Annotated in this window: 24 protein-coding genes; 10 read left to right on the plus strand and 14 right to left on the minus strand. The window is 69.7% G+C overall.

Annotated elements, in window-relative coordinates; translation table 11 throughout:
• Positions 1-274 precede the first annotated feature (274 nt).
• Complete coding sequence (locus CR470_RS18995) at positions 275-1,663, plus strand: hypothetical protein (protein ID WP_097868772.1); 1,389 nt, start codon at positions 275-277, stop codon at positions 1,661-1,663.
• Positions 1,664-1,748: 85 nt separating this feature from the next.
• Here the strand turns inward: CR470_RS18995 and CR470_RS19000 are convergent, their stop codons facing one another.
• Together CR470_RS19000 and CR470_RS19005 are read right to left on the minus strand one after the other, a co-directional pair.
• Positions 1,749-2,489, minus strand: coding sequence for a dienelactone hydrolase family protein (locus tag CR470_RS19000; protein ID WP_097868773.1), 741 nt, complete (start codon positions 2,487-2,489; stop codon positions 1,749-1,751).
• A 196-nt stretch (positions 2,490-2,685) separates the two neighbouring features.
• A complete protein-coding gene (locus tag CR470_RS19005; RefSeq protein ID WP_097868774.1) occupies positions 2,686-3,420 on the minus strand; it encodes an SDR family NAD(P)-dependent oxidoreductase in 735 nt (244 codons plus the stop codon).
• Between the two features lie 143 nt (positions 3,421-3,563).
• Between CR470_RS19005 and CR470_RS19010 the strand changes: the two genes are divergently transcribed.
• A complete protein-coding gene (locus CR470_RS19010; protein ID WP_097868775.1) occupies positions 3,564-4,196 on the plus strand; it encodes a TetR/AcrR family transcriptional regulator in 633 nt (210 codons plus the stop codon).
• Between the two features lie 333 nt (positions 4,197-4,529).
• Here CR470_RS19010 and CR470_RS19015 read toward each other — a convergent pair whose 3' ends face one another.
• The 12 genes from CR470_RS19015 to CR470_RS19070 all read right to left on the minus strand — a co-directional run bounded on the left by CR470_RS19015 (position 4,530) and on the right by CR470_RS19070 (position 16,101).
• Complete coding sequence (locus CR470_RS19015; protein ID WP_097868776.1) at positions 4,530-5,531, minus strand: beta-ketoacyl-ACP synthase III; 1,002 nt, start codon at positions 5,529-5,531, stop codon at positions 4,530-4,532.
• A 51-nt stretch (positions 5,532-5,582) separates the two neighbouring features.
• A complete protein-coding gene (thyX, locus tag CR470_RS19020; protein ID WP_097868777.1) occupies positions 5,583-6,380 on the minus strand; it encodes an FAD-dependent thymidylate synthase in 798 nt (265 codons plus the stop codon).
• Positions 6,377-7,708: a cytochrome P450 gene (locus CR470_RS19025; RefSeq protein ID WP_097868778.1), complete on the minus strand. Its 1,332-nt coding sequence runs from the start codon at positions 7,706-7,708 to the stop codon at positions 6,377-6,379. Before CR470_RS19025 ends, thyX begins: the two co-directional genes overlap by 4 nt.
• A 14-nt stretch (positions 7,709-7,722) precedes the next feature.
• A complete protein-coding gene (locus tag CR470_RS19030) occupies positions 7,723-9,312 on the minus strand; it encodes a class I adenylate-forming enzyme family protein (RefSeq protein WP_179892308.1) in 1,590 nt (529 codons plus the stop codon).
• 61 nt (positions 9,313-9,373) lie between these two features.
• On the minus strand, positions 9,374-9,850 hold the full coding sequence (locus CR470_RS19035; protein WP_097868780.1) for a PaaI family thioesterase: 477 nt from the start codon (positions 9,848-9,850) through the stop codon (positions 9,374-9,376).
• Positions 9,851-9,865: 15 nt separating this feature from the next.
• Positions 9,866-10,537, minus strand: coding sequence for a 4'-phosphopantetheinyl transferase family protein (locus CR470_RS19040; RefSeq protein WP_097868781.1), 672 nt, complete (start codon positions 10,535-10,537; stop codon positions 9,866-9,868).
• A 17-nt stretch (positions 10,538-10,554) separates the two neighbouring features.
• The gene (locus CR470_RS19045) at positions 10,555-10,806 is read right to left on the minus strand and encodes an acyl carrier protein (protein WP_097868782.1); all 252 of its coding nucleotides are present in this window, start codon (positions 10,804-10,806) and stop codon (positions 10,555-10,557) included.
• The gene (locus CR470_RS19050) at positions 10,803-11,843 is read right to left on the minus strand and encodes a hypothetical protein (RefSeq protein WP_097868783.1); all 1,041 of its coding nucleotides are present in this window, start codon (positions 11,841-11,843) and stop codon (positions 10,803-10,805) included. The genes CR470_RS19045 and CR470_RS19050 overlap by 4 nt, the downstream gene beginning before the upstream one ends.
• Positions 11,840-12,121, minus strand: coding sequence for an acyl carrier protein (locus CR470_RS19055; RefSeq protein ID WP_179892309.1), 282 nt, complete (start codon positions 12,119-12,121; stop codon positions 11,840-11,842). Before CR470_RS19055 ends, CR470_RS19050 begins: the two co-directional genes overlap by 4 nt.
• Positions 12,122-12,159: 38 nt before the next feature.
• Complete coding sequence (locus CR470_RS19060) at positions 12,160-13,812, minus strand: AMP-binding protein (protein WP_097868785.1); 1,653 nt, start codon at positions 13,810-13,812, stop codon at positions 12,160-12,162.
• A gap of 44 nt (positions 13,813-13,856) precedes the next feature.
• On the minus strand, positions 13,857-15,503 hold the full coding sequence (locus CR470_RS19065; protein WP_179892310.1) for an MFS transporter: 1,647 nt from the start codon (positions 15,501-15,503) through the stop codon (positions 13,857-13,859).
• A gap of 121 nt (positions 15,504-15,624) precedes the next feature.
• Positions 15,625-16,101, minus strand: coding sequence for an RrF2 family transcriptional regulator (locus tag CR470_RS19070; RefSeq protein ID WP_097868787.1), 477 nt, complete (start codon positions 16,099-16,101; stop codon positions 15,625-15,627).
• A 620-nt stretch (positions 16,102-16,721) separates the two neighbouring features.
• Between CR470_RS19070 and CR470_RS19075 the strand changes: the two genes are divergently transcribed.
• From CR470_RS19075 to CR470_RS19110, 8 genes are all read left to right on the plus strand, one after another.
• Positions 16,722-17,633 carry a tryptophan 2,3-dioxygenase gene (locus tag CR470_RS19075; protein ID WP_257138807.1) on the plus strand — a complete coding sequence of 304 codons (912 nt, stop codon included), beginning with the start codon at positions 16,722-16,724 and terminating at the stop codon, positions 17,631-17,633.
• Positions 17,633-18,523, plus strand: a complete 891-nt coding sequence (locus CR470_RS19080; protein WP_097868789.1) for an alpha/beta hydrolase — start codon at positions 17,633-17,635, stop codon at positions 18,521-18,523. Before CR470_RS19075 ends, CR470_RS19080 begins: the two co-directional genes overlap by 1 nt.
• Positions 18,524-18,578: 55 nt before the next feature.
• Positions 18,579-20,174 carry a tryptophan halogenase family protein gene (locus CR470_RS19085; RefSeq protein WP_097868790.1) on the plus strand — a complete coding sequence of 532 codons (1,596 nt, stop codon included), beginning with the start codon at positions 18,579-18,581 and terminating at the stop codon, positions 20,172-20,174.
• A 68-nt stretch (positions 20,175-20,242) separates the two neighbouring features.
• A complete protein-coding gene (locus tag CR470_RS19090) occupies positions 20,243-21,538 on the plus strand; it encodes a cation:proton antiporter (RefSeq protein WP_097868791.1) in 1,296 nt (431 codons plus the stop codon).
• A complete protein-coding gene (locus CR470_RS19095; protein WP_257138808.1) occupies positions 21,535-22,044 on the plus strand; it encodes a flavin reductase family protein in 510 nt (169 codons plus the stop codon). Before CR470_RS19090 ends, CR470_RS19095 begins: the two co-directional genes overlap by 4 nt.
• 82 nt (positions 22,045-22,126) lie before the next feature.
• Positions 22,127-23,386, plus strand: coding sequence for a kynureninase (kynU, locus tag CR470_RS19100; protein ID WP_097868792.1), 1,260 nt, complete (start codon positions 22,127-22,129; stop codon positions 23,384-23,386).
• Positions 23,373-24,866: a class I adenylate-forming enzyme family protein gene (locus CR470_RS19105; protein WP_179892311.1), complete on the plus strand. Its 1,494-nt coding sequence runs from the start codon at positions 23,373-23,375 to the stop codon at positions 24,864-24,866. The genes kynU and CR470_RS19105 overlap by 14 nt, the downstream gene beginning before the upstream one ends.
• Positions 24,867-24,907: 41 nt before the next feature.
• Positions 24,908-26,146, plus strand: a 1,239-nt coding sequence (locus tag CR470_RS19110) for an FAD-dependent monooxygenase (protein WP_179892312.1), incomplete at its 3' end; no start/stop codon positions are given.

The raw sequence follows: 26,146 nt of genomic DNA on the forward strand, positions 1-26,146 counted from the left end.
ATCGTCGCCGCCGAGGTCGGCACCCGCGCCGTGTTCGGCGGCGGCGCGGTCGTCATGGCGGTGGTCGCGATGGGGCTCCTCGTGGGCGCCCGCCGCAAGTGGATCACCCGCGCCGACCCGGCTCCGCGAACGACGGGAACGGACTGAGCGGGCAGCCGTCCGGCGCGCCGCGGGACGCCGGCACCGTACCGAACACGGGACCGTACGCAACACGGCACCGCACCGAACACGGGACCGTACCCAACACACGGTCCATTCCGGAAAGGGACACCCCATGACGACCACGAGTCCGCGCACGCCACCCAGGTCGCGGTTGGGCCTCGCGTACGGGGAGCAACTCGCGCGGAACGGGTCGACGGGCCACCCCACGGCCGCCGCGCTGGAGTCCGCCACCCTGAAGCTGGCGTACCAGGACCGGTTCCTGAACGGCCCCGCCTTCCTCGGCGAGAACGAGCTCCGCACCCTCGTGGGAGACCTCCACACCGTCTACGGGTTGCTGCGTTCGCTGCCGGAGCGCCGGTTCGGCGGAAGCATCACCGCACTGGCCGCGGCGGTCGGCCTGGACCCGTCGCAATCGGCGCTGATCACGCGGAGCGCCCGGACCGGGTCACTCCTCCCGCTGGGGCGGGCCGACCTCTATCACGACGGTGCGGGGTTCAAACTTCTCGAATTCAATATCACCAGCGCGCTCGGCGGCTTCGAGAACGCGGACATCAACCGGGCGATGCTGGCCTATCCACCGCTCGATGAGTTCGTACGGCGGCACGGACTCCGCTACGAGGACACGCTGGGCCACATGGTGCGGACCATGTACGCCGAGTGCGCCGCGAACATCCCCACCGACCGGGCGCCCGTCGTCGCCGTGGTGGACACGGTGGAGAACTTCGCCGTCGTGGGACCTCGACTGCGGGTGTTCGCCGAGAAGCTGGCCGACTTCGGGGTCGAGGGGATCGCGTGCGACCTCGGCGAGATCACGTACCCGAACGGTCGTCCGACGGCCTCGGGCCGAACCATCGACGTCGTCTTCCGGTACTTCCTGCCCGAAGACCTCACCGACCCCACCGCGGCGGCCCTGCTGGAGCCCCTGCTGACCGCGGTCGAGCAAGGCAGGCTGGGCCTGTTCAGCCGTCTGGACGCCGAGCTGTACGGCAACAAGGGCACGCTTGCGATGCTCTCCGACGAGGAGCACCGTGACCTGTACGATGCCGCCGAACTGGCGTGCCTCGACCGGCTCCTGCCATGGACGCGGTATGTGCGCCCGCACGCCACGGACCCTGGCGGCACCCGGGTCGACCTGCTCGCCCACGCCCTGGGTCACCAGCACGAGCTGATCCTGAAGCCGACACTGCTGCACGGCGGCAACGGAATCACCGCCGGCTGGACGGTGGACCCGGCCGAGTGGGAAAGCAGGGTCACCTCGGCGATGAACGGCCCCTTCGTGCTCCAGCGCCGTGTGCGTCCCTCCGCCGAGCCCTTTCCCGACAGCGCCGGCGGCGTGCGGGATCTCTTCCTCAACTGGGGCGTCTACCTGGGCGCGCGCGGCGCCGAGGACGACGGCTACGCGGGAGGTTTCGTACGAGGCAGCGCCGATCCGGCCGTGGGGGTGGTCAGTATGGGCAGCGGCGCAACGGTCGGCTGCGTCTTCCACGGCGGCGACCGCTGACCCCGGTTCTGCGGTGCGGGCTCGACGGGTGGGGGCTGTCCGTGCCCGACGTCGGCCAGACCTGGCGCCGTCGTGTTCGACGGGGTCATGCCCCCGGATCCTCCGTCACGGGCAGGCACTCGGTGAGCAGGTCGACGACGTCGCGCCAGGCTCGCCGTGCGTGCCGTGGGTGGTAGCCGACGCCGGGGACCACGCGGTGGGCGACCGGCGGGTGGTGGAAGGCGTGCAAGGCGCCGCCGTAGACCGTGAGGCGCCAGTCGACGCCCGCGTCCCGCATCTCAGCGGTGAACGCGTCCCGTTGCGCGGGCGGCATGATCGGGTCCTCCGACCCGACCCCGGCCCACACCGGGCAGCGAATGCGCGCCGCCTCGCCCGGGCGGCCCGTGGTAGTTGCGTTGACTGTCCCGATCGCGCGCAGGCTGACGCCGCCGCGCCCGAGTTCCAGCCCGACGGCACCCCCGGTGCCGTAGCCGACGGCGGCGATCCGGTCGGGGTCGGTCCGCGGTTCGGAGCGCAACACGTCGAGCGCCGCACGGCCGATGCCCCGCATCCGGTCGGGATCGGCGAGCAGGGGCAGGCAACGGGCCAGCATCTCCTCGGGGTCGCCCAAATAGCGTCCGCCGTGGAGGTCGAAGGCCAGCGCCACATATCCCAGCCCGGCGAGAGCGTCGGCCCGGCGGCGCTCGACGTCGCTGAGCCCCATGCCCTCCGGTCCGATCAGCACGGCAGGCCGGCGGTCGACACCGGGCGGGAGCGCGAGGTGCCCGATCATCGTCAAACCGTCGGCCGGATACTCGACCGTGCGCGCCGTCGTCATCGTCGTCATGAGACCGGACTGTAGTGATCGTCGAGCCCGGACCGACGGGTGTTCTGCCGCCGGCAGAACAGTGCGGGCATCCGTCCGAGATACGGCGATGGCTCACCCGAACCGTCCTCGCCCGCCCCCTGTCCGGAACGTCCGCTCAGCGCGGCGAGCGCGCGTGCCGGAGGCCGCCCGGCAGGCGGCGGTCTGACGACAGGCCCTAAACCGTGGCCCGGGGAGTCATCGTCTCGGGGTGGAACCGCTCGACGCGGTCGCGCTCGATGTACATGTTCCAGTAGTGCTCGGCGAGGTCGTCGGGGTCCGCGACCGGGAACTGCGGGCCGTCGGCCGCCTCGAAGGCGGCTCGGGCCGCGGCGGACACCTCACTGCGGGCGATCAGCGACGCGATGGTCAGGGCGCCGACGTAGACGCCCGTGTCGGCCAGCTCGGCATTGAGGGAGTACAGGTAGTTACGGGTGGCGGACATCACCGGGCCCAGGCCGCTGAGGTGGGGCATGGGCTGCGCCGCTGAGTAGCCCTGAGCCAGCAGGAAGGCGCCCTCGCCGCGCTCGGTCCACTCCGGCAGCACAGCCCGGACCACCTCGACCGGGGTGAGGAGCAGCAGCGGAATCAGACGCTCCAGGGTGGCCGCGTCCAGCTCGGCGGCCGGGGTGAAGCCTTGATCGCCGCTGATCGGCCCGTACTCGACCACGTCGATCCGGCCGAAGCGCTCACGGATCGCCTCGACGAGAGTCGGCACCTCGGCCGGCTCGGAAAGATCGGCGGAGAACGCGACCGCCTCGATGCCTTCACCGGCGAGGGCCTCGACGAGGGCACCCAGCCGGTCCTTGCGGCGGGCCACCAACGCGACCCGGAAACCCTCGCGCCCGAAACGGCGGGCAACGGACGCCCCCAGACCGGTACCGGCACCGAGAACGGCGATCACTCTGGACATGGGACTGCTCCTCGCACGGCTTTCTTGACCCTGGGGTCAACTTATACGTGGACGGTAGCAGGTAAGTTGACCAGGTAGTCAAGTTAGTCTGGTGGGGATGCGACCACGGAGGCCGCGGTGCCAGAGGCAGGAGGGACGACCTGATGCGGGCCGACGCGCAACGGAACGCGGAGAAACTGCGGACAGCCGCCGCCGAGCTCTTCCAGGAGCGCGGCCTCAAAGTGCCCCTGAAAGAGATCGCCCGCCGGGCCGGCGTCAGTCACGGCACTCTCTACAACCTCTTCGGCACACGCGAGGCCCTCATCGACGAGGTGGTGGCCGACCTGGCCGCACACCGTCTCGGCGAAGCCGCCGAGCACGCCCTGTCCCTCGATGAAGCCGGGGAGGGGTTCGCGTACTACGTCGAGAAGGTCTGCGAACTGCAGGCCACCGATCCCGCGGTCGCCGACGTCGTCAGCGGACGCTTCCCTGCTGCCGCGTGCCTGATGGCGATCTGCGGCCAGGCACAGGACGCCGCCACCCGGATCATCGGGCGAGCCCAGCGGGCCGGCGCCATCCGCCCGGACTTCACCGGCCAGGACCTGCTGCTCTTCTTCGGCACCAACGCCCTGCTCGCTCGCGCGGTCGCGGACACCGCGCCCGACGCCTGGCGCCGCCAAGTCGCCTTCCTGCTCGACGGACTGAGCACGCGAGCAGCGCAAGGGCCGCTTCCGGCCGCTCCGCTGACCCCGCAGCAGATCCACGACGTGATGGACCGGCTCGCCGGCACGCCGTAGCTCACCGGGAGCGGCGAGACGGCACACGCCGACGCGCCACCCGGTCTCCGCCCTCCCGGCCCTCATGGCCGACAGCACTCAGGAATCGGTTTCAACCGAGCAGCGCGGCACGTTCCTGTCCGAGCCGCCCGAACGCGCCGCGGATTCCGCCGACAGCCCCGCTCGCCGTCAGCAGAGTGACGGTGCGCCCGGAATCGCTCCGCCGGCTGCGCCTGGGTGGCGGACAGAGCGGACAGTCCCCCCACCGATCACCCCCACGTCGGACGATGCGGGGCACTTCGAAGACACGACAGGCATCCCCTCCTCGGAGTTTCCTCACGGCACCGCCGTTCATCAGGGCAGAGTCACGACGCACCCGGCGTAGGACAGGCCCGCTCCGTATCCGAGCAGCAGCGCCGTGTCGCCGCTCCTGGCAGCACCGGACCCGAGCACCGCCTCCATGGCCAGCGGGATCGACGCACCCGAGGTGTTCCCGTTGTCGACGATGTCCTTGCTGACGATCACCGCCGGAGGGAAACCGATGCGGGACGCCATGGCGTCGATGACACGGGCATTGGCCTGGTGGGGGATGAAGACATCCAGGTCCTCGACCCCGAGGCCGGCCGCACGCACCGCTCGCAGCGCCACCTCCGGCATCTGGTAGACCGCCCACCGAAAGACACTCTGGCCCTCCTGGCGCAGCGAGGGGAACTCGCTGTCGGGCGCGTCCCTGAGGGCGGTCCACGGTTCCGTCTGGCTGATGACGTCCGCCTGGGAGCCGTCCGCACCCCAGACCACCGGGCCGATTCCGGGAGTCTCCGAAGGCCCGATGACCACGGCCCCCGCGCCGTCGCCGAAGATGAAGGCGGTCGAGCGGTCGTGGAGGTTCAGCAGGTCGGTCATGCGTTCCGCGCCCACCACCAGGACGTGGCCGCCGCGGGCCCGGACGGCGTCGGCGGCGAGCGCCACACCGTGCACGAAGCCCGCGCACCCCGCCGAGACGTCGAACGCCGCCGCGCGGGTGGCGCCCGTGCGGTGAGCGATCCGCGCCGCGACGGCCGGTGTCTGCATCAGATGGGTGAACGTGGCCACGATGACGCAGTCGATCTGCGCGGGGTCGGTCCCGGCCGCGGCCATGGCCTTGTCCGCCGCCTCGCTGCCCATCGCCTCCAGGGTCTCGTCAGGCTCGGCCCAGCGGCGGTTCACGATGCCGGTCCGCTGGCGTATCCACTCGTCCGTCGACTCGATGTACCGGCATACCTCATCGTTGCCCACGACGCGCCGGGGCCTGTAGGCGCCCACCCCGAGGATGCGGGCGTGGCGTATCCCGACCGGGGTGGTGATCTCTCGTTTCACGGCACCTTCCAAGTGATCGGTGTACGGGACCGGCGCTGCGGGGCGGCGTGATCAGACTCTCCGCCACTCCGGCACCCAGGCCCCCTCCTGTACCTCGTAGTCGCTGAACAGTGCCGGGGCTTCCGCCTGCATCAGCTCCCCGACCTTGTGGAAGACCAGGCGGATCTCCTCCTCGGCGCCGGGCGCGGTCCGCGATTCGACCGTGTGCCGGAGCGTCCGGATGTTCGCGGTCCAGACAAGGCTCGTCCCCACGCCCTCCGGGGCGAAGCGCCTCATGAACGAGGTCTTGTGCTTCTTCTCCCCGAAGGCGACACCCTCGTCGTCCAGCCCGAAGTGGTCGGCCATCCAGGACTGGAACCGTTCGAGCTCGGTGAGCATCTCGCTCGCCCGCTGCATGAGCTCCGGGTCCTCCTGGGCCCAGTCGGGCAGCCAGAAGGGAATCTCCTGCAGCCGGACGAAGCGCAGCGACTCCTGGGAGACCGCGGTCCCGACCCGGTGCCGGACCAGCTCATGGGTGAGGACCCGGCTCACGTCCTTCAGTACGAACGTGAAGTTGACGTGTTCCAGAACCGAACCGTGTGCGCTCGACAGGATGTTGCGCAGGTAGGCGGCCTGGTCGGTGCGGACGCGCTTCACGTTGGGGTTGAGTCCGGGCTCCCACGACCGGTAGCACATGCGGCCCGCGACCTCCGCCAGGGTCTGCGCGTCATTCAGCTCGCCATCGAGCCGGCCCTGGTCGAGCCGGGCGAGCCACTCCTCGCCTCCGATCTCCTGAAGGTAGGAGGCGATCTCCTCGAGGTCGAGGGCGGGCCTGGCGATCACGGAGACCTCGGGTTCCACCGATTTCATGGTGCTGTGCTGCCTTTCGCTGCGTACGGGGTTCCCTGGGTACGGGAGAGGGTGCGCGTCACTTCCAGACGCGTGGGGGCGCGGAACGAGACCAGTTCGAGGAAGGGTGGGCGTTCCCGCGTGGCGAGCCGCAGGTCCGGGAAACGTGCCGCCGCCGCACTCAGCACCACCCGGCCCTCCACCCGCGCGAGTTCCCCGCCCGGACAGCGGTGACGGCCGAGACCGAACCCGAGGTGCCCGCGCCCGGCCTTGCGCATCGGGCAGATCCGCTCCGGCTCCTCGTAGGCGTCGGGGTCGGTGCCCGCGCTGGTGAACATGAGGAGGATCTCCGCGCCCTCCGGGAGATCGACCCCGCCCAGAGTGGTGGCTCGGCTCGTGACCCGGCGCCAGGCGGTCAGGGACGGCTCCCGGCGCAGGGTCTCCTCGGTCCATCCCCCGGCCAGACCGGGGTCCTGCGCCAGCGCACGCCACTGGCCGTCGCTCTCCAGGGCTCGGTAGACCGCCGTACTGATCATCTGGGAGGTCGTCACATGACCCGCGACCATCAGATTGGAGCAGACGGCTACGGCGACCTCGGGGGGCACCGGGGAGCCGTCGGGCATCCGGACCCGTGCGAGGGCGCCGAGGAGGGAGTCGTCGGGGGCGTCGCTGCGCGTGGCCAGCTCGCTGAGCCATCGGTAGAAGTCGGCGACCTGGAGTGCCAGCTCCCGCTGCCGGTCCTTGTCCGTTCGTCCCCAGAACAGGGTGATGAACGCGTCCGTCCAGTCGGCGACCGTCGTGATGTCGGCACGCGCCTCCTCGGGGACGCCCAGCATCTCCAGCATGACCCGGACCGGGATCCTCCGAGCCGGGCCCTGGGCGAAGTCGTGGTGCCCGGTCGTGTCCAGCGCCTCCGCCATGAGGTCGAGTTCCTCATGGGTGATCCGTTCGACCATCGGCAGGGCGGCGCGTACCTGCTGTGCGCTGAACAGCCTGAGAACGGCCCCGCGCAGCACCGGATGGGTGTCCCCGCTGTTGTTGAACAGCGCGGGCGGCAGGGTCTTGAACCCTGCCCTGTCCAGGATCCGCAGCGCCGGCAAGCGCAGCGGCACGACCGAGCCGAGCGCGTTGTCGTTGCGGTAGGTGGCCGGCTCCAGGAGCACCTGGCGGATGTCCTCGTCCCGGCTGACCAGCCACAGTTTCGTGGCCGGGTCGTAGTGGACCGGCGCGGAGCGGCGCAGCTGGGCGTAGACCGGGAACGGGTCGGCGGCGAACTCCTGGGAGAAGAGGTCGATGCCGGGTGCGGCGTGCGCGGCCGCGGGAGCGGTGGCAGACGTCTCGGTGGTCATCTCGATGGCCCTGGTCAGACCTTGGCCGCGGGGCCCACGAGGGGCAGTGTGCCCTCGGTCACCATGGTGCTCAGGGCCTGTCGCCGTACCTTCCAGGTGGAGGTCATGGGGATCGCGTTCCAGCGGCAGTGCAGCGGTGCGGCCATCGCGGGCAGATCGGCCACCGCTCGCTCCCAAGCCCTGGTGTCGAGAGGCTCGTTGTCGTGGGTCGAGACGACCGGGATGGGGCGCCCCTCCTCGTCGCCCACCAGGACCATCTCCGTCAGTTGCGGCAACCGCTCCATCAGCGTGTCCTCGACCCGCAGGCTGCTGGCCACGCCGTCGATGTGGTCGATCTCGCGGTCCAGCAGGTGAACACAGCCCCACTTGCTGCGGTAGCCCAGGTCGCCCATGCGCCACCAGCCACCGGCGAAGCGCTCGGCGAACTGCTCGGCCCCGCCGATGATGCCCAGGGAGTGGCCGTGCGTGCGGACGAGGATGGGGCCGACCTTCTCGGATCCCGGGGCGTCCGCCAGCGGTTCGCCGATCTTCACCTCGGTGATGCCCCTGAAGGTGTGCCCGAGGCAGCGGCCGTCGGCGGACTCGAGCAGTTTGCGGGTGTAGGGGCGCAGGCAGATCGGGCCGGTCTCGGACTGCCCGTACCCCTGGATGTACACCGGCATTTTGCGCTTGCTCGCGCCCAGCAGGATGCGCATCGTCCGCGGGTGCATGGCGTCGAAGGTGTTGATGAAGTAGCGGATGCTGGCGAGCGGGGCGCGCGGGTCGTCGGCCAGCTTCTCCCACTGGATGAAGCAGTTGGGGTGCGCCTCCAGCAGGCCCGGCCGGGTTTCGCTGAAGAGGTCGGCGACCTTCTTCGGCTCCGGGTCGGTCAGCACCACGGTGTGCTGACCGCGGGAGATGACGATGTACAGCAGGGGCCACATCCTGGCGTGCACCAGGGAGACGCAGACGGCGCGGGTCTCCCTGGCTCGCATGATCTTGGCGGTCTTCAGCTGGGGCTTGAGGTGCCACCACAGGCTGCTGGCCGACTGCTGCACAAGCTTGGGCAGGCCGGTGGTTCCGGAGGTGTGGGTCACCAGGCTGGGGGCGTCGGCCTCCGTGCGCACCGGCGCCCGGAGCGGTGCGCCGGCGAACTCCTCCAGGCAGGTGTGGCCCTCGGCCTCACCGCTGATCAGCAGTACCCGGCGCGTCGCCCCGGACAGGTCGATGCCGTCCAAGGCGCCGCCCAGGGTATCGGCGTCGGTGAGGAGGAGCGGTGGCTCGTCGAACTTGGTGAGCAATTGCGCCACCACGTCGCCGTCCAGCCGCGGGGAGAGCAGCACGGGCACGGCTCCGGCGCGTGCCAGCGCGCAGGCGGTGAGCACCAGGTCGAAGGTGTTGGAGGCGAACAGCACGACGTGTTCGCCGACCCGGACGTCCGCCGCGGTGAGGCGCGCGGATATCTCAGCGACGTGGTCGGCGAGCCGCCGGTAGGTGATCCTGGTCCCGGACTCGGGGAACATGCGCAGCGTGTGGTCGAGGGTCATGTGGCTGTTCGGGTGCTGCTCGGCACCCATGTCGAACAGCTCGCCGATACGAAGGGCCTCACTGGATCGTACGGACATGGGGGGATCTCCAAACGGTACGGTCGGGCGGGATGGTCGGGGATGGCGCTCCGGGCGGGTGCTACGGCAGCGCCCGAGCCGGAGGGTGTGCCGGCAGCCGGGCCTCATCGACGGGCTTCTTCGCGGGTATGACGACCTGCACGGCCTGCGCCGTGCAGACCTTCAGGCCGTCCTCGGTGGTGAACACGGTGTCCACCCACACACGTCGGCCCTGCGTCCGTACGACAGCCGACTCGGTACGGACGCGGCCGCCGGTCACCGGCAGCAGGAAACGCATGGTCAGTTCTCGTGTGGCCAGCCACTGACCGTCTTCGAGAACGGTGTACATGCAGATACCGGAGAAGCTGTCCGCGACGGCCGCCAGGTAGCCGCCGAACATCCCCCCGGGCCCCACCATGACCGGGTCCACGTCCCAGGTGCCCCAGACACGGCCGTCCGCCCATCCGTCGAGGCCGGGCAGGCGGAGAGCCTCGACGACGGCGGGGGGGCTGGCTTCGTCCGCGACGATCCTGTCCAGGAGCCGGTGGTAGCTGCGCATGAGACGTCCTTAACATCAGGTGCGGGCAACTGCCCAGGTCAGTACGGATCGTGAGGAGCGCACGCCGCCGGCCTCGAACCGGACTCCGCGTACGGTGAAGCGCCGGGTGAAGCGCCCGGTGACCGGGAGCCCTCCGAGGAGGCCCACCGGGCACTCGACCTCCTTGACACCGCGGACGGTCACGCGCAGCACGCAGAGCGCCTTGTACAACGACTCCTTCAGGGAGAACAGCGCGGTCAGCCGGTGAGCGGCGTCGCCCGGCCGGCCGTCCAGCCAGTCGCGCTCACGCTCCGTGCACACGAGCCGGGCCGCGGCCAGGGGCAGTGCGTCCGCGAGTTCCAGGTCCACCCCGACCGCGCGGATCCGCGGGCCCGCGGCAGCGAGGCACACCGCCGTGCCGTCACGGTGGCTGATCGAGCCGGTGACGCCGTCGGGGAACCGCGGCAGCCTTCCGTCTGCCAGCACGGGTCCTGGTGTACCCAGCCGGGTCAGGCAGCGCGCGGCCGCCGCCCTGCCCAGCCGGAAGTCGTCCCGGCGCGCGGCGGGCAACGCCGTCATCAACCGGCGCTCCGCCTCGTGCAGGGCATGTGGCGCGCCCTCGTCGTCACGGACGAATCCGATGACCGTTCCCCGGGGCGGGCCGCCGCTTCCCGCGACGGCCGCCGCCATGACCGCCCCCGCCGCCACCGTCGTGTTCCCGGAGGTTACGCCGCGTCCTGTGCGGACGCGGCCGACGGATCGGCCCCGCGCAGGAGGGCGTCGATGCTCGCGATCGTGGTGACCGAGGCGATCTCGTCGTCGTCGAGCGCCCTGCCGATGCCTTCCTCCAAGCGCATCACCACCAGGACGATCTCGCCCGAGTTCAGCCCCGCTTCCCGCAGGTCCTCGTCGTCCGCCAGGGAGTCGAGGATCGCGGGCGCGGATATGCACTGGGCCAGGAATTCGCGGCCGTTCATGACGGGATCTCCTTGAGGGGTTTGACCAGCACCACGTTGCGTGTCGGGGCCGGTGACTGCCGGTGGGTGTGACGTACGGTCTCCAGATCCGCGGGGCAGTCGCAGGGGACCAGCCGGTTGGACACCGAGCCGAGACAGAACTCGACGAACTCCTCCGAGGCTCCCTGCCGGAGGCCGAGCAGCGCGAACACGGGGTCGACGACCTTCCACTCCCCGTCCTCGCGGACCTCCACCCAGGAGTGATCGCTGCCGAGGATGCCCATCAGGTAGCCCTTGCGGCTGCGGGCCTCCAGACCGGCCTCGGTGAAGACCCGCTCCAGGTGGAGGCTGACGCTGATGCAGTTCGCCGTGCCGTTCGCGCGGGCCGCCACCGGGTCGTTGCGCAGGGCCGGCGGCATCGCCTGGTAGTACATCCGGCCGGTGCGCATCTCGTCGAGCGACTCGTGGAAGGCGTCGCGCACCAGCTGGTCGCGGACCGTCCGTACGGCACCGACGGTCCGCACGGTGGCGCTGAACTCCGCCAGCGGCGGGTACCCGTCGACGCTGGCGCCGGACGCGTCCACCGCGCCGTCGGTCACGGTGCGCTCGTCACGTGAGCGCCCCGCGAAGTCCTCCGCGGCCAGTGGTGCGAACTCCCAGGGTTCCCGGCAGTCCGTGACGCCGGGGCAGGCACCCAGGTTCCGTATCGCCCAGGCGCGTTCGTCGATCCACTCCGCCGGTTTGGAGACCGCGAACCGGAACAGATAGCGCTGCACCAGCTCCAGCACCGAACCGCCCGATCCGGACGCCGCGGCGACGTTGCGGATGTCGCTGTCGTCGAACAGCACCCGGCCGCCTTCGGTACGGTGCCGCAGTCCCGCCCGCATCAGCTGGTCGAGGACGTCGGGCGAACACCGCATGATGGCGAGGGCGCTGTCGCGCTCGGTGTCGAAGCGCACGTACCGGTCGGGTGTGGGTACGATTCGGTGCAGTGCGTCGATCCACCCGGCCGTGCCCCGCGGCTCGGCGACGGCCGGGGCCCCCGTTCTTCCGCTCACGGCCCGGACTCCGCCGCGGTCTCGCCGGCGGCCGTCCCGCCCCGCAGGACCCGTACCAGATCGTCCACGGTATCGATGGAGAACAGCGCGTCATCGTCGAGGGCCACGCCGTGGACCTCCTCCAGCGCGCTGACGATACGCAGAAGCTTGACGGATTCCATGCCGGGAAGCAGGGAGAGTTCGGCGTCCCCCGCCACGGAGTCGGCCTCGATATCCAGCTCGGCCACGAGAGCGTCGCGGACGGACGCCTCGACGTCGACTGGAACTGTGGTCCCCACCTTCGTGCTCCTTTCGGTTCTTCGTTCCGCGGACATGGTCACGCCTGGCCACCGGGCCCGGTGGAACCGTCGGCGACGAGCTCGCCGAGAGACGAACGCAACTTGTTACGCTGCACCTTGCCGCTGCTCGTCTGCGGCAGAAAGCGTGTGGGGGCGAGGTAGACCGTGACCTTGTCGAGCCCCATCCGGGAGCGGATCTGCCGGTGGCACTCGGCCACGAGCGCGGCACACTCTTCCTCGGTCTCCAGGGCGGTCTCCACCACGAGCGCCATGTGATCCTCTTCGGGAACGGCGGCGCACCGCTTGCGGAACACTCCGGGCAGGTCACGAATGACCGCCTCGGTGTCCTCCGCGTAGTAGTTGACGCCGCGGACGATGATCATGTCCTTCTTGCGCCCGAAGATGAACAGCTCGCCGTCCGCGATCACGCCCATGTCACCGGTGCGGCACCAGCCGTCCGCCGAGCGCTCGTCCCCGGGCTCCCTGCGGTAGTACCCCTGCATCACGGGAGGGCCCGAAATCTCGATCTCCCCCGGCTCACCCTCGGGCAGGGGGCCTTCGTCCCCGCAGATCCGAACGTCGATGCCGGGCACGGGACGGCCCACTCCGACGAGTGCGCGCGCACCTGCTCCTTCTCCCGAGGGGACGAAACGCCCGTCGGCGAGGGCGTCGCGGTCGACCCAGCGCACCACGGGCTCGCGGCCCAGCGGCGGGAAGGTCACGGTGAGCGTCGCCTCCGCCATGCCGTATACCGGGCACATGGACTGCGGGTTGAAGCCCCAGGGGCGGAAGGACTTCTCGAACTCCGCGAGGGAGCGCGCGTTGACCGGCTCGGCGCCGTTGCACCAGACCCGCCACTTCGACAGGTCGGCCGGCTCCAGTGGTGCCTCCTGCGCCTTGACGGCCTCGACCAGGGCGTCGACGAAGAAGTTGGGCGCGGCCGTGTGGGTGCACCCCTCGGCGGCGAAGCGGCGCAGCCAGTCCAGGGGGCGCCTGATGCCGCCCCGCGGCCGCCACAACACCACATCGGCTCCCGCGGACAGCGCGGTCAGCAGACAGAACATGCCCATGTCGTGGAAGAGCGGCACCCACAGGCCCCAGCGGTCCTCGCTGGTCGTGCCGGAGGGGGTGGCCAGGGCGTGGAGCCCGGCGATGATGTTGGCGTGGGTGAGTGCCACTCCCTTCGGCCGGGACGTGCTGCCGGAGGTGTACTGAATGTACGCCAGCTGTTCGGTGGTGCCGGATCCGGGAGGTACCGCGCCGGCGTCCGCCGTCACGTCCAAGGAGTCGGCCGACACGACGGAGACCTGGGGCAGCGCGGCCTCCAGGGCGCGCCGTACCCGCGCCAGATCCGGGTCCACGACGAGGACGCGGACGTCGGCGTCGTCGAGGATGGCGCGGACGTACTCGACGTACCCGTCCACCCCTCCGTACCCGAAGGGCAGGGCGATGGACAGGGGCACCGCGTGGGCGTACTGGGCGCCGAAGAGCACTTTGAGGAAGCCGCTGCCGTTCTGCATGATGAAGGCGATGCGGTCGCCCGGGGCGACGCCCAGGGATAACAGCCCGCCCGCGGTCACGCGGGATTCGGCCAACAGGCCGTCGAGGGAGAGTCTGCGGTCCTCCTCCACGAAGGTGAGCGAGGAGAGCGCGCCTCGGCTCTCCAGCAACTGCAGTACCGTTTCGGTCATGCTGAGAAGTCCCTTCTGGCCGTTACGAGCTCACGGCTCGGGGTTCACGACTTGGGGGCGGGGCGCGGGAGGAACCTGACGCCGAGGGCGACCAGGGCGACCGCGGCCGCGAGCACGAAGGTGCTCACCGCGTAGGCCATCCGGTAGTCGTGGCGCTTGGCCTCCACGAGTTGCGTCTTCACGGTGCTGTCGGATCCGGTGACCAGCGCGCGGCACGGTTCGGCCGAGGCCTCGTCTCCCTTGCCCTGAGCGATCACGCAGGCCGAGAACTCCTCCGTGAGCCGATCCGCCTGTTCGGCGCCCGCACTCGCTGAGACGGCGGCGCGCACCGTGTCGGCCCGCTGTTCCGCCGAACTCTCGCCGGCGCTGCCGAGCGTACCGAAGAAGACGGCGCCGATCAGTGCTACGCCCAGGACCGCGCCGACCTGTTGGCCGGTGCTCAGCGTGCCGGACGCGGAACCGGCGTCCGAGCTGCGCACCGAGCCCAGAACCACTCCGAGCAGAGGGGCCAGGGCGATGCCGAGGCCGAAGCCGGCGACCACGAAACCAGGAACGAAGTGCCAGCCCTGAAGTCCGTTTCCGGCCAGCAGTGTCGTGGCACCCACCGCGGCGATGCCGATCGCCCAGATCAGCGCGCCCACGGTGACGGCCACCCGCCCACTCGTCTTCTTGGCGAAGGGAGTTGAGGAGTAGTAGCCGACCATCGAGCCGATCGCGAAGGGGCTCATGATCGCCGCGACCGCCAACGCACTGTACCCGTAGGCGAACTGAAGCATCAACGACTGATAGAGGAAGAACGACGCGATGGCCGAGTAGGCCAGCACGTACATCACCAGCCCCACGGTGAACGCCCGGTCACGCCACAGGGACGGAGGCACGAGAGCCGACTGTGTCTCCCGGTGCACCTTGGTGCACCGGAGGTGGAAGGCGGCGAACAGCGGGATGGACAGGACCATCAGGCCGAAGGACCACCAGGGCCAGTCGCGCTCGTGGCCCTCGATCAGGGGGTAGATGAGGCACGCGAGCGCGGCGGTGATCAGCAGGACCGACGGAATGTCGAGCTTGCGGGCCTGCTCCGAACGCGACTCGGGCAGGTACCGCATCGCGGCGAGCACACCGAGCAGGCCGATGGGGAGGTTCAGCAGGAACGCCGGCCGCCAGCTGCTGCCGAAGAGGTCCAGTTCGATGAGGACACCGGAGATCATCGGGCCCGCGATGGTGGCGCCGCTGATGACCATACCGAGGGCGGCGAACGCCTTGGGGCGACGCTCGGGGGGAACCACGACCTGGATGACGGCGAGCGTCTGCGGGTACATGAGGGCGGCCGTCGCACCCTGGAGCGCCCGCGCCGCGATGAGCATGGGGGCGCTGTTCGCGAATCCGCACGCGGCCGAGGTGATCACGAAGCCGACGAGGCCGATCACGAACAGCCGCCTGCGGCCGTACAGGTCGCCGAGGCGGCCTCCGGTGACCAGCAGCACCGCGTAGGTGAGCTGGTAGACGGCCACCACCCACTGGGTCTGGGCGAAGCTGGCGCCCAGATCGCTCTGCAGGACGGGTGCCGCCACGTTCACGATGGACGTGTCGGCGAGGACGAGGAACGCGGCTACCAGAACGATGGCAACAGCGAGACCTGGAGATCGGGGCTTTAATGAATCTGCATTCAACGAAGCAGTCGCGCTGCTGGTCATGGCACCCTTCTGCCTGTATTCCGATAGTGCATGCCGAGGGTGCTCACTTGCGAGAGGTGCGCGACGAAGCACCCAACGCCGGAGGTATCCCGGGAAAGAGTAGAGGACGGGGCGTCTGGGCTCAGATCGCTGCGATCCACTTGCGGGTGACATCCACCACGTGTGGCGCACCCTTTTCCAGACGCTTGGCGAGATCCTCAATGGTCTGTGCCGCCAAGGCCTTTCGCCAGACCATTTCAGCCTTTGCCATCTCGACCTGAACGATGCACGGAAGATTCATGTTACTCAGACCGGACTCGGCGATCACACCGCTTTTCCGGATCTCTACGCACTGGAAGAGCTCGGCTCGGCCCTCCACTGCCGCGACGATGTCCATCAGCGTGATCTCGGCGCTGGGGCGCGCCAGAGAGAAGCCGCCTCGCACCCCTGGAGAGGAACGCAGGACTCCGGATCTCACGAGGGCTTGGAGCTGCTTCGTGAGGTAGGGCTTCGGCAGTCCGTGGAACTCCGCCAGCGCGCCGGCATGCACGGACTCCCCAGGTGGTGCGCACGCCAGTGTGAGGCACACATGGATGGTCCACTCAACCGTCAACGACATCTTCACGACACTCAGGATAGCAGTTGTCCTGGTTCCCGCCCAGGGTCGCTCGGCCGCCAACTGCCCGCGAGCCGACGGATCCTCACGCCACTTCACCGGCCAGAACGCCACATATGGCCATGCGCGCCACTCCGGCAAAGGAGCACGGAGGCGCCAGAATTAGCCAAACCGGAGCCACCATTGAACCCAGGGCCATGCGGTCACCAACTATGCGTGAGCCGACGGATCCTCCCGGCACTTCGGGGCCGGAACGCTCCATGAACCCATTCACGCCACCCCCGCATAGAAGAGCAGGGGCATCAGAATCAGCCAAACCGGAGCCGCGATCCGAATATTTTCGGTCACCAAGAAATATGGATGTAGATGGTTCCGCTTAGCGTGCGCCGCATTTACCCAAAGGGCAATAGCCCGGTCAAAGGGGCAGCACGACGCCGTCACTAACCCTCTTGACGCAGGAAAATTGCGTCCCGTAGGGTCCGCATCTGTATCGCGGTTGCTTCAGGGGATATTTGGCCAACTCGCCTACCCCACCGCAGAGTAATGCGCCCCACACCCATCCAAAGTGGCCCGTGGCAGACATCGCTCCAGGGGTCACCAGGCATGACTGGAGTTCATCACGCATGGCAACCGATGGAGTTACACAAGGGCCCCGCGCGTACCGCGCGATGACCGAGGAGGAGCGGCGCGCCCAGTCCGAACAGACCAACGGCGAGCCGGTCCTGGACTTCAGCGTGGGCCGTGTCAACGAGGACAGCACGCCGTACATCGACTACCACAGCGTGGACGCGCTCCTGAGCCTGCAGCACCCGCGCACCGAAGAGCCGGCGGAGCTGACCTTCTACATCACGGGCCAGGTCCAGGAGCTGCTGTTCAAGCTGCTGTTCACCGAGATCAACCGGGTTCGTGACCTGCTGTTCGACGACAGGATCGACGATTCCCTGCGGTATCTCCGCAGGATCGAGCACATCCAGCGCGTGCTCGTCGCCTGCTGGGAGCCGGTCAGCACGCTGACCCCCAAGGAGTTCGCCAACTTCAGGAACGAATTGGGGGCCGCGTCGGGCTTCCAGTCGTACATGTACCGGCAGTTGGAGTTCTCCCTCGGCAACAAGTCGCGCCGTCTGGCCGAGGCCTACCGGGCCGTTCCGTGGCTGTACGAGCAGGTCACATCGGTCCTGGAGGCGCCGGGTCTGTACGACGCGACGTTGTCCCTGCTGCACCGCAGGGGACGCATCCCCGAGAAGTGCGTCCCCGTGGAGTACGCCGAACCGTACGAGCCGAACGCGCTCGTGGAGGAAGCGTGGGGCGCCATCTACCGGTCCCCCGGGACGGACCCCCAGCTCCACGCCCTCGCCGAAGCCCTCTCCGAGCTGAACTACCAGTACTCCCGCTGGCGCACCACGCATCTGCTGACCGTCGAACGGATCATGGGCCACAAGCCCGGAACGGGCGGCACGCTGGGCGTGGAATGGCTCCGCCGGGTCGCCGAGCACCGCTTCTTCCCCGAACTGTGGTCCGTACGAACGGAGTTCTGATGTTGAAGGAAGGCGGACCGGATACGCTCGTCTACGGAGCGTACGCCCAGAGACCGCTGGACACGCAGTACTCCCCCAGTTCCTGCGTCACCGACATCAGGGTATTCCTGGACGAGTACGCCGCGCTCAGCAAGCGGACCAGGGACGAGCTCACCGTCCGCGCCTGGCTCCCGTACGGAACCGAGACGTGCGAGACGCTGGACTTCTTCCCCGCCTCCGAGCCCGACGCCCCCCTGCTCGTGTTCGTCCACGGTGGCTACTGGCAGGAGCTGAGCAAGGAGGACTCGTCCTTCCCGGCGCGCAGGACCGTGCCCGCGGGCGCCGCCTTCGCCGCCCTCGACTACGGTCTGGCTCCGGCGTACCGGTTGGAGGACATCGTTGCCCAGGTGCGCCGCGGACTCGAGTGGCTGGTCACGCACGCCGCCGAGCTGGGTGTGGACAGACGCCGCATCCTCCTGAGCGGCAGCTCCGCGGGCGCCCATCTGGTGCTCATGTCCCTGCTGGACGACTGGAGACCGGGCGGCCGTCACCCTGCGGACGCCTTCGCGGGCGCCGTCCTGCTGAGTGGGGTCTACGACCTGGAACCGCTCAGACTCACCTACGTCAACGAACCCCTCGGCCTCACGGCGGAGACCGCGCGCCTGATGAGCCCGCTCCACCGGCTGCCCGACCGCCTCCCGCCGCTCGTGGTGGCCCGTGGCGGAGCCGAGACCGACGAGTTCCGCCGTCAGCACGACGAACTGGTGGCGGCGGTGGTCCCTCGCTCACCCGAGGTCCGGGACCTGGTCGTCTCCCACCGCAACCACTTCGACATCACCTTCGACCTCGACGATCCCGCCACGGCTCTCGGTGGGGCCGTCTTCCGTCGGCTAGGACTGACGGCTGCGTGATCACGCACCTTCCGCACCACTCCCTGCAACCAATCACCTTGGGGTTAACACAGCCATGACCAATGACAACCGGATCAAGAGCATCGTCGTGCTCGGAGGCGGTACCGCGGGCTGGATGTCCGCCGCCTACCTGGGACGCGCGCTGGGCGACACCGTGAAGATCACGGTGCTGGAGGCACCGGCGATTCCCAGGATCGGCGTCGGCGAGGCCACCATCGCCAACCTGCAGAAGGTGTTCTTCGACTTCCTCGGGCTGAGCGAGGAGGAGTGGATGCCGGAGTGCAACGCCAGCTTCAAGATGGGCATCCGATTCGTCAACTGGCGGACGCCCGGCGCAGGTCAGTCCGATGGCCGCCCGCACGGCAAGGGCAAGGACCACTTCGACCACCTCTTCGGCCTCCTGCCCGAGCACGACAACCTGCCGCTCTCGCACTACTGGACGCACAAGCGGCTCAACGGGCTGACCGAGGAGCCGTTCGACCGCTCCTGCTACCCGCAGCCGGCGGTCTTCGACCAGAAGCTCTCCCCGCGCTATCTCGACGGGACCAAGTGGGCCAGCTACGCCTGGCACTTCGACGCCAACCTGGTCGCCAACTTTCTGCGGCGCTTCTCCACTGAGAGGCAGGGCGCCGTCCACATCGAGGACAAGTTCGTCGGGGCGGAGATAGACCAGCGCGGCCACATCACCTCCATCAGGACCGAGGGCGGTCTCACGCTGGAGGCCGACCTCTTCGTCGACTGCTCCGGTTTCCGCAGTCTGCTCATCAACCAGACGATGAAGGAACCGTTCCTGGACATGAGCGACCACCTGCTCAACGACCGTGCGGTCGCCACGCAGGTGCCCCACGACGACGAGGCCAACGGCATCGAGCCGTTCACCTCCTCGATCGCGATGTCGTCCGGCTGGACCTGGAAGATCCCCATGCTCGGCCGCTTCGGCACCGGCTACGTCTACTCCAGTCGGTTCGCCACACAGGACGAGGCCACCGAGGAGTTCTGCCGCATGTGGGGCCTCGACCCCGAGACGCAGCCCCTCAACCACGTCAAGTTCCGCGTCGGCCGCAACCGCCGCGCCTGGGTCAAGAACTGCGTCGGCATCGGCCTGGCCTCGTGCTTCCTGGAGCCGCTGGAGTCCACCGGCATCTACTTCGTCTACGCGGCCCTCTTCCAGCTCGTGAAGAACTTCCCCGACAAGCGCTTCGACCCCGCCCTGACCAACCGCTTCAACGGCGAGATCGAGACGATGTTCGACGACACGCGGGACTTCGTCCAGGCCCACTTCAGCTTCGCCCCGCGCAACGACACGCCGTTCTGGCGCGCCTGCAAGGAGCTGGAGCTCGCCGAGGGCTTCAAGGAGAAGGTCGGGCTCTACAAGTCCGGCCTCGGTGTGAACCTGCCGATCACGGACGAGAGCAACTACTACGGCAACTTCGAGGCGGAGTTCCGCAACTTCTGGAGCAACGCGAACTACTACTGCGTGTTCGCGGGCCTCGATGTCCTGCCCGACCACTCCATGCCCGCGCTCGCCCACCGCCCAGAGTCGATCGCCACCGCCGAGGCCGCGTTCGCCGAGGTCAAGAAGCGCGAGGACGAACTGTTGAGGACCCTGCCCAGCACCTACGACTACCTGCGTCAGCTGCACGGCAAGTAGGCCTCAGGCCGCCCGGGCCCTGCGCGGCCCGGGCGGCCGGCCTCCTCCCGACACCGACAGGAACCCTCGTGACAGCCCCAGAACTACTGCTTCGAGCCGCTCATCTGCTCGCGGTCCTCAGTGCTGCGGTGCTGGTCGTGCGTGCGGGCCGGCTGGTGGCTCGCACCACACGCCAGCCCGAGGTGATCGGCGAGATCGTGGCGGGCCTGCTGATCGGCCCCGTCCTCATCCGGCTGCTCGGACCCGAGACCTTTCGGACACTCATCCCCGACGCCGTCCTCGACAACCTCAAGACGATCTCCGAGGCCGGTCTCGTTCTGTTCATGGTGGGGATGGTCGGCCATCTCCACCCGGGTCCCGCCGGCTCCAGGTCCAAGCCCACCTGGTGGGTCATCGCCGGATCGTTCCTGCCCGCGTTCGCCGCGGGACTGATGCTCGCGGGCTGGGTGCTGCTCACCGACGACCGGGCCGCCCGCGGCAGCGCCCCGCTGGCCTCCTTCCTGCTCGTGGTCGCGGTGTCCATGTCCATCACCGCGGTTCCGGTGCTGGCCCGGATCCTCGACGACCGGGGGATGGCGGACACCGCCACGGGCCGCACCGCGCTCCTCGCCGCGATCGTGATCGACTGCGTGGCGTGGCTGTTGCTCCCCGTGGCGGTGGGTCTGCGCTCCGGCGACATCGGCGGCTTCCTGCGGGCGGTCGGGGTCCTCGCCGCGGGCACACTCGTGGCGGTGGCGGTGCGCACCCTGCTCGCGACCCGCGTCAGTACCCGTGCCTGTACACGGTTCCCCAGGGCGGCCGCGCTCCTGGTCGCCCTGTTCGCCGTCGCCCTCGCCTTCACGATGGAGAAGCACGGCATGACCGCGATCGTGGGAGCCGTGCTCGCCGGGCTGGCCGTCCCCACCCGGCACCGGCAGGTGTGGCAGCGCCCCGTGGCGAGCGTGACCAAGGTCGGACGCGCGCTGGTGCCCGTCTTCTTCGTGGTCAGTGGCATCACCGTACTGACCCAGGCCCTGGGTTCCGCGTCGGTCGTCCTGATCACGCTCACCATCCTGCTCGGAACCGCCGGCAAGGCGCTGGGCGGGTACGTCGGTGCGCGCCTGGGCCAGTACGGGCACTTCGACGCCCTGCGGATCGGGACGCTGATGAACACCCGCGGACTCACCGAGCTGATCGTGCTCCAGATCGGCTACAGCACCGGGGTGCTGACCGGCACGCTCTACCTCGCCCTCCTCGTCATGGCGCTGGCCACCACGGCCCTGACCGGGCCCGCCCTGCTGACCATCGACCGCGCCGAACACCGCCGCCTGCTGGACACGGTTGCGGCCTCTGGGCTCGCACCAGCGAGAGGAAACGTTTCGTGACCGATATATCGACCATCTCCCCCAAGCCCGTGACACCCGAGGAGTTCCGCACCCTCATGTCCGAGTTCCCCACCGGGGTCTCCGTCGTCACGACGCACGACCGCGAAGGGCGGCCGTGGGGCATGACCTGTTCCTCGCTGTGCAGCCTCAGCGTGTCACCGCCGACGGTCCTGGCCTGCCTGCGCTCGGAGAGCCCCACGCTCGCCGCCCTGTTGGAGAGCGGCGCCTTCGCCGTGAACCTGCTGCACGGAAGGGCGGAGTCCGCCGCCGCGCTGTTCAGCTCCGGGGACTCCGACCGGTTCGACCGGGTGCCGTGGTCGCCCGGCGGGGGCGGGCCCCACCTCCTGCAGCAGGCGCACGCCGTCGCGGACTGCCGGGTCACCAGGACCGCCGACGGCGACACCCACGTCATCGTGTTCGGCGAGGTCTTCGGCGTCACCACCGTGCCGGACCTCCAGCCCCTGCTCTACGGACGGCGGCGCTACAGCACCTGGCCCGAAGCCTGACCGCCTCGCCGCGTCCCCGGCGCGGGCGTCCACGGACGCCCGCACGACACGACGACCCAAGATCCGATCGGAGATCCCGTACATGACGAGCCGAGCAGCCGCCGAGCGGCTGGACCGTGCCGACCCCCTCGCACCCGCTCGTGACCGCTTCGAGCTTCCGCCCGGCATCGTGTACCTGGACGGCAACTCCCTCGGCGCCATGCCGGCCGGCGTGCCGGACGCCCTGGACCGCACCGTGCGGCAGCAGTGGCGCAACCACCTGATCAAGGGCTGGACCGACGACGGGTGGCTGGACTCCCCCATGCGGACGGGCGACCGCATCGGCCGGCTGATCGGCGCCGCGGCGGGGCAGACCGTAACCGGCGACTCCACCTCCGTACAGCTGTTCAACGCGCTGACGACGGCCGCCCGGCTCAGGCCGGAGCGCACGGTCGTCCTCTCCGACAGCGACGGCTTCCCCACGGACCGCTACCTCGCCTCCTCCGTCGCCAGGCTCCTCGGGCTGGAGGTCCGGCAGACCCCCATGGGCGGCATCGGCGCCGCCCTGGACGCGTACGGCGACGAGGTCGCCGTCGTCCTCGGCACTCCGGTCGACTTCCGCACGGGCGAGGCGTTCGACGTGGCGGCGGTGACCGCGCGGGCCCACCGGGCGGGCGCGGTCACCGTGTGGGACCTGTGCCACGCCGCCGGGGCCCTGCCGCTGTCGCTGGACGCGGACGGCGTCGACCTCGCGGTCGGCTGCAGCTACAAGTACCTCTCCGGGGGCCCCGGCGCCCCGGCGTACATCTACGTCGCCCAGCGGCACCGCGCCGCCGCCGACCCGCCCCTGACCGGATGGCTCAGCCATGCCACGCCCTTCGAGATGACTCCCGACTACCGTCCGGCCGACGACATGTCGCGGTTCCGTATCGGCGCGCCGCACATCCTCTCGCTGTCGGCGCTCCAAGCGGCCCTGGACATGTTCGACAGCGTGTCCATCGAGGACATCCGGGCGAAGAACGTCCAGCTCGGCCGGTTCTTCATCGAGTGCTTCGACGATCACCTGGCCGGCCTCGGATTCGATCTGGTCACGCCCCGCGAGGACGAACGGCGCGGCAGCCAGGTCACGTTGAGCCACCCGGACGCGTCCCGGCTCATGGACCAACTGGCCGAGCGCGGCGTGATCGGCGATGTACGTCCACCCACGCTGCTCCGCTTCGGCTTCAACAGCCTCTACGTCTCGTACATGGACATCCACGATGCCGTAACGGCCCTCGGCGAGCTGGCGGAGTCGAACCGCCTGTCGCGCGGACGGACGGATGCGGCGCACAGACTCATCGGAGAGACCCATGTGGCTCAGTGAGATTCTCGACCAGCACTGCCAGCAGCGCGGGGACGCACCCGCCGTGGTGGAGGGCGACCGCAGCCTCACCTGGCTCGAACTCAGGGGGGCCGCGCATTCGATCGCGGCGTACCTGAGCGAGCACGGCATCCGGCACGGTGACCGCGTCGCTGTGTACTCGCGCAACAGGCTCGAAGTCATCGCGAGCTACTTCGCCCTGGCGCACCTGGGGGCGCCCTTCGTCCCCGTCAACCACGCCATGTCGCCGACGGAGTTCGCCGACGCCGCCGAGCGCATGGAGATCCGGCACGTCATGGGCGAACAGCGCCCGGTGGAGAAGCTCGGCCTCGCCGAGGACCGGACGACCGTCTTCGACTCGGAGGAGTTCCAGAAACTGCTCGTCGCCGGGCGGACCCCGCCGCCGCTCGCCGCGACCCTGGACGACCCGCTCGCGGTGCTGCTGACGTCCGGCACGACCGGCACGCCCAAGGGCGTGCTCCAGACGGCGGGCGCGCTGCGGCAGATGACGCTGTCCTGGCTCGCCCAGGCCCGCGTGGACGACAGCGTCCGCCTGCTCAACCTCAACGCGCTGTCGCACGGCAGCATCACCGCGACGCTCCACTACGTCGCGGCTGGAGCCACCCTGCACGTCATGCGCGAGTTCCAGCCCCGGGCCGTCCTGCGGCAGATCACCGAACGCGGCATCACGCACATATGGATGGTGCCGCAGATGCTGCGGTTCGTGATGATGGCGGTCGGAAAGGACACCAAGGTCCCCAACACGCTGCGCGAGATCATGTTCGGCGCCTCGCCTATGAGCCCCGAGCTGCTCCGGGACGCCCGGCACGCCTTCGGCTGCGGCTTCCGCAACGTCTACGGCATGACGGAGGCCGGCGGCACCTTCTGCACCTGGCTGTCGGACGCGTCCACGGAGAAGGACGGCAGCATCCCGCTGGAGTCCAGCGGACGGAGTGTGCCCGGCATCCGCGTCGAGATCCACGACGAGGAGAACCGTCCGCTGCCCGTCGGCGAGATCGGCGAGGTGTGCGTGCTGGCCGTGGGGCGCATGTCGCACTACGTCGGCAACGCGGCCGAGACGAGCCGCACCATCGTCGACGGCTGGGTCCGCACCGGCGATCTGGGCTGGATGGACGCGAGCGGCTACATCCATCTCAAGGACCGCAAGAAGGACGTGATCAAGCGGGGCGGCCAGAACGTCTTCCCCGCCGAGATCGAGAACGCCATCGCCGGTTTCGACGGGGTGGCGGACGCCGCGGTGATCGGCGTTCCCGACGACGTGTGGGGCGAGGTCCCCCTTGCCTTCGTCGTCGTCGAGGAGGGAGCCACGTTCTCCTCCGACGCCCTCCTCGTCTTCCTGCACGGGCGGCTCTCCTCGTACAAACTCCCGAAGGAGGCGCGGACCGTGTCCGAGATCCCCCGTAACCCCGCGGGAAAGATCCTGCGCCGGGTGCTCGCGGAACAGGTTGGCCCGGCCCTGTGACCGGCCCCCGCTCCGGCAGCACGCGCAGGACGGTCGCCTGCGTGGGGGCAGGCCCCGCGGGCCTGCTGGCCGCCACCCAGATCAAGAAGGCCCGCCCCGACTGGGACGTCGTCGTCCACGAGCGGTCGCCGAAGGACGTGACGTACGGGTACGGCGTGGTCTTCTCCGACGTCGCGGTTCGCACGATCGAGTTCATGACGCCGTCGCTCGGCGCCGTCCTCTCCTCCCAGGTGACCTGGCAGGACGTCGAGGTCCGGGCGCACGGCCAACGGCACCGCAGTTCGGGCCATGGGTACGTGGCCCTGTCCCGGCAACAGCTGCTCTCCGAACTCGCCGGGCAGGCGCTCCACGCGGGTGTCGAGCTGCGCTACGAGTCGCCCGTCGAGATCGACGGTCTCCGCTCCCGCTACGACCTCGTGGTCGCCGCCGACGGCGCGCACAGCCGGACCCGGACCGCTCTCGCATCGGCACTGGGGGCGCGCGTCGGATACGGCCGGTCGCGATTCGCGTGGCTCGGCACCACCGCCGCGTTCGACGCCATGACGTTCATCTTCGAGGAGACCGCGGCGGGCCTCGTCATCGCCCACGGCTACCCGCACGGCGACGGCATCAGCACGTTCGTGGTCGAGGTGCCCTGCGGAAGCCAGGAGACGCGGGAGGACCTGGAGCAGGACCTCGGCCACTGGTCACAGGTCTTCGCGGAGCACCTCGACCACAGGCCCCTGCAGGCCAAGGATCTGCGCTGGGCACATTTCCCCACCGTCCACCTCGACCGGTGCGTACACGAGAACGTGGTGCTGATCGGCGACGCGGCGCACACCGCGCACTACTCGGTGGGCTCCGGGACGCGTCTGGCGCTGGAGGACTCGTTCCTCCTCGGGCAGGCCCTGGGGCGCGACGACGACATCGGGACCGCTCTGGCGGAGTACGAGCGGCGGCGTATGCCCGGCGTCCGGGAGCTGAGGGCGGCGGGCGAGCGCAGCATGCGCTGGTTCGAGCGCGCCCCGGAGTATCTGTCCAGGCCCGCGCCGCAGTTCACCGTGCACCTGCTCAGCCGCGCCTCGCTGGCCCCGCTGGAACGGATCGAGGCCGACGCCCCTGACCTGGTGGAGCAGGCGACGCGGCTGCTGGCCGGGGACGCTCCGCCGTCCGCCGGGGTGCTCTCGCTGCCCCTGGATGTGGGCGCCACCCGCCTGCCCGGACGCCTCGTGCGGGACCTCACCTCCGGCGCCCCCGGGCCCGAAGAGCACGAGGACCAGACGTACGGGTGCGTGCTGGGC

Source organism: Streptomyces sp. rh34, assembly GCF_002551245.1.
Taxonomy (GTDB): Bacteria; Actinomycetota; Actinomycetes; order Streptomycetales; family Streptomycetaceae; genus Streptomyces.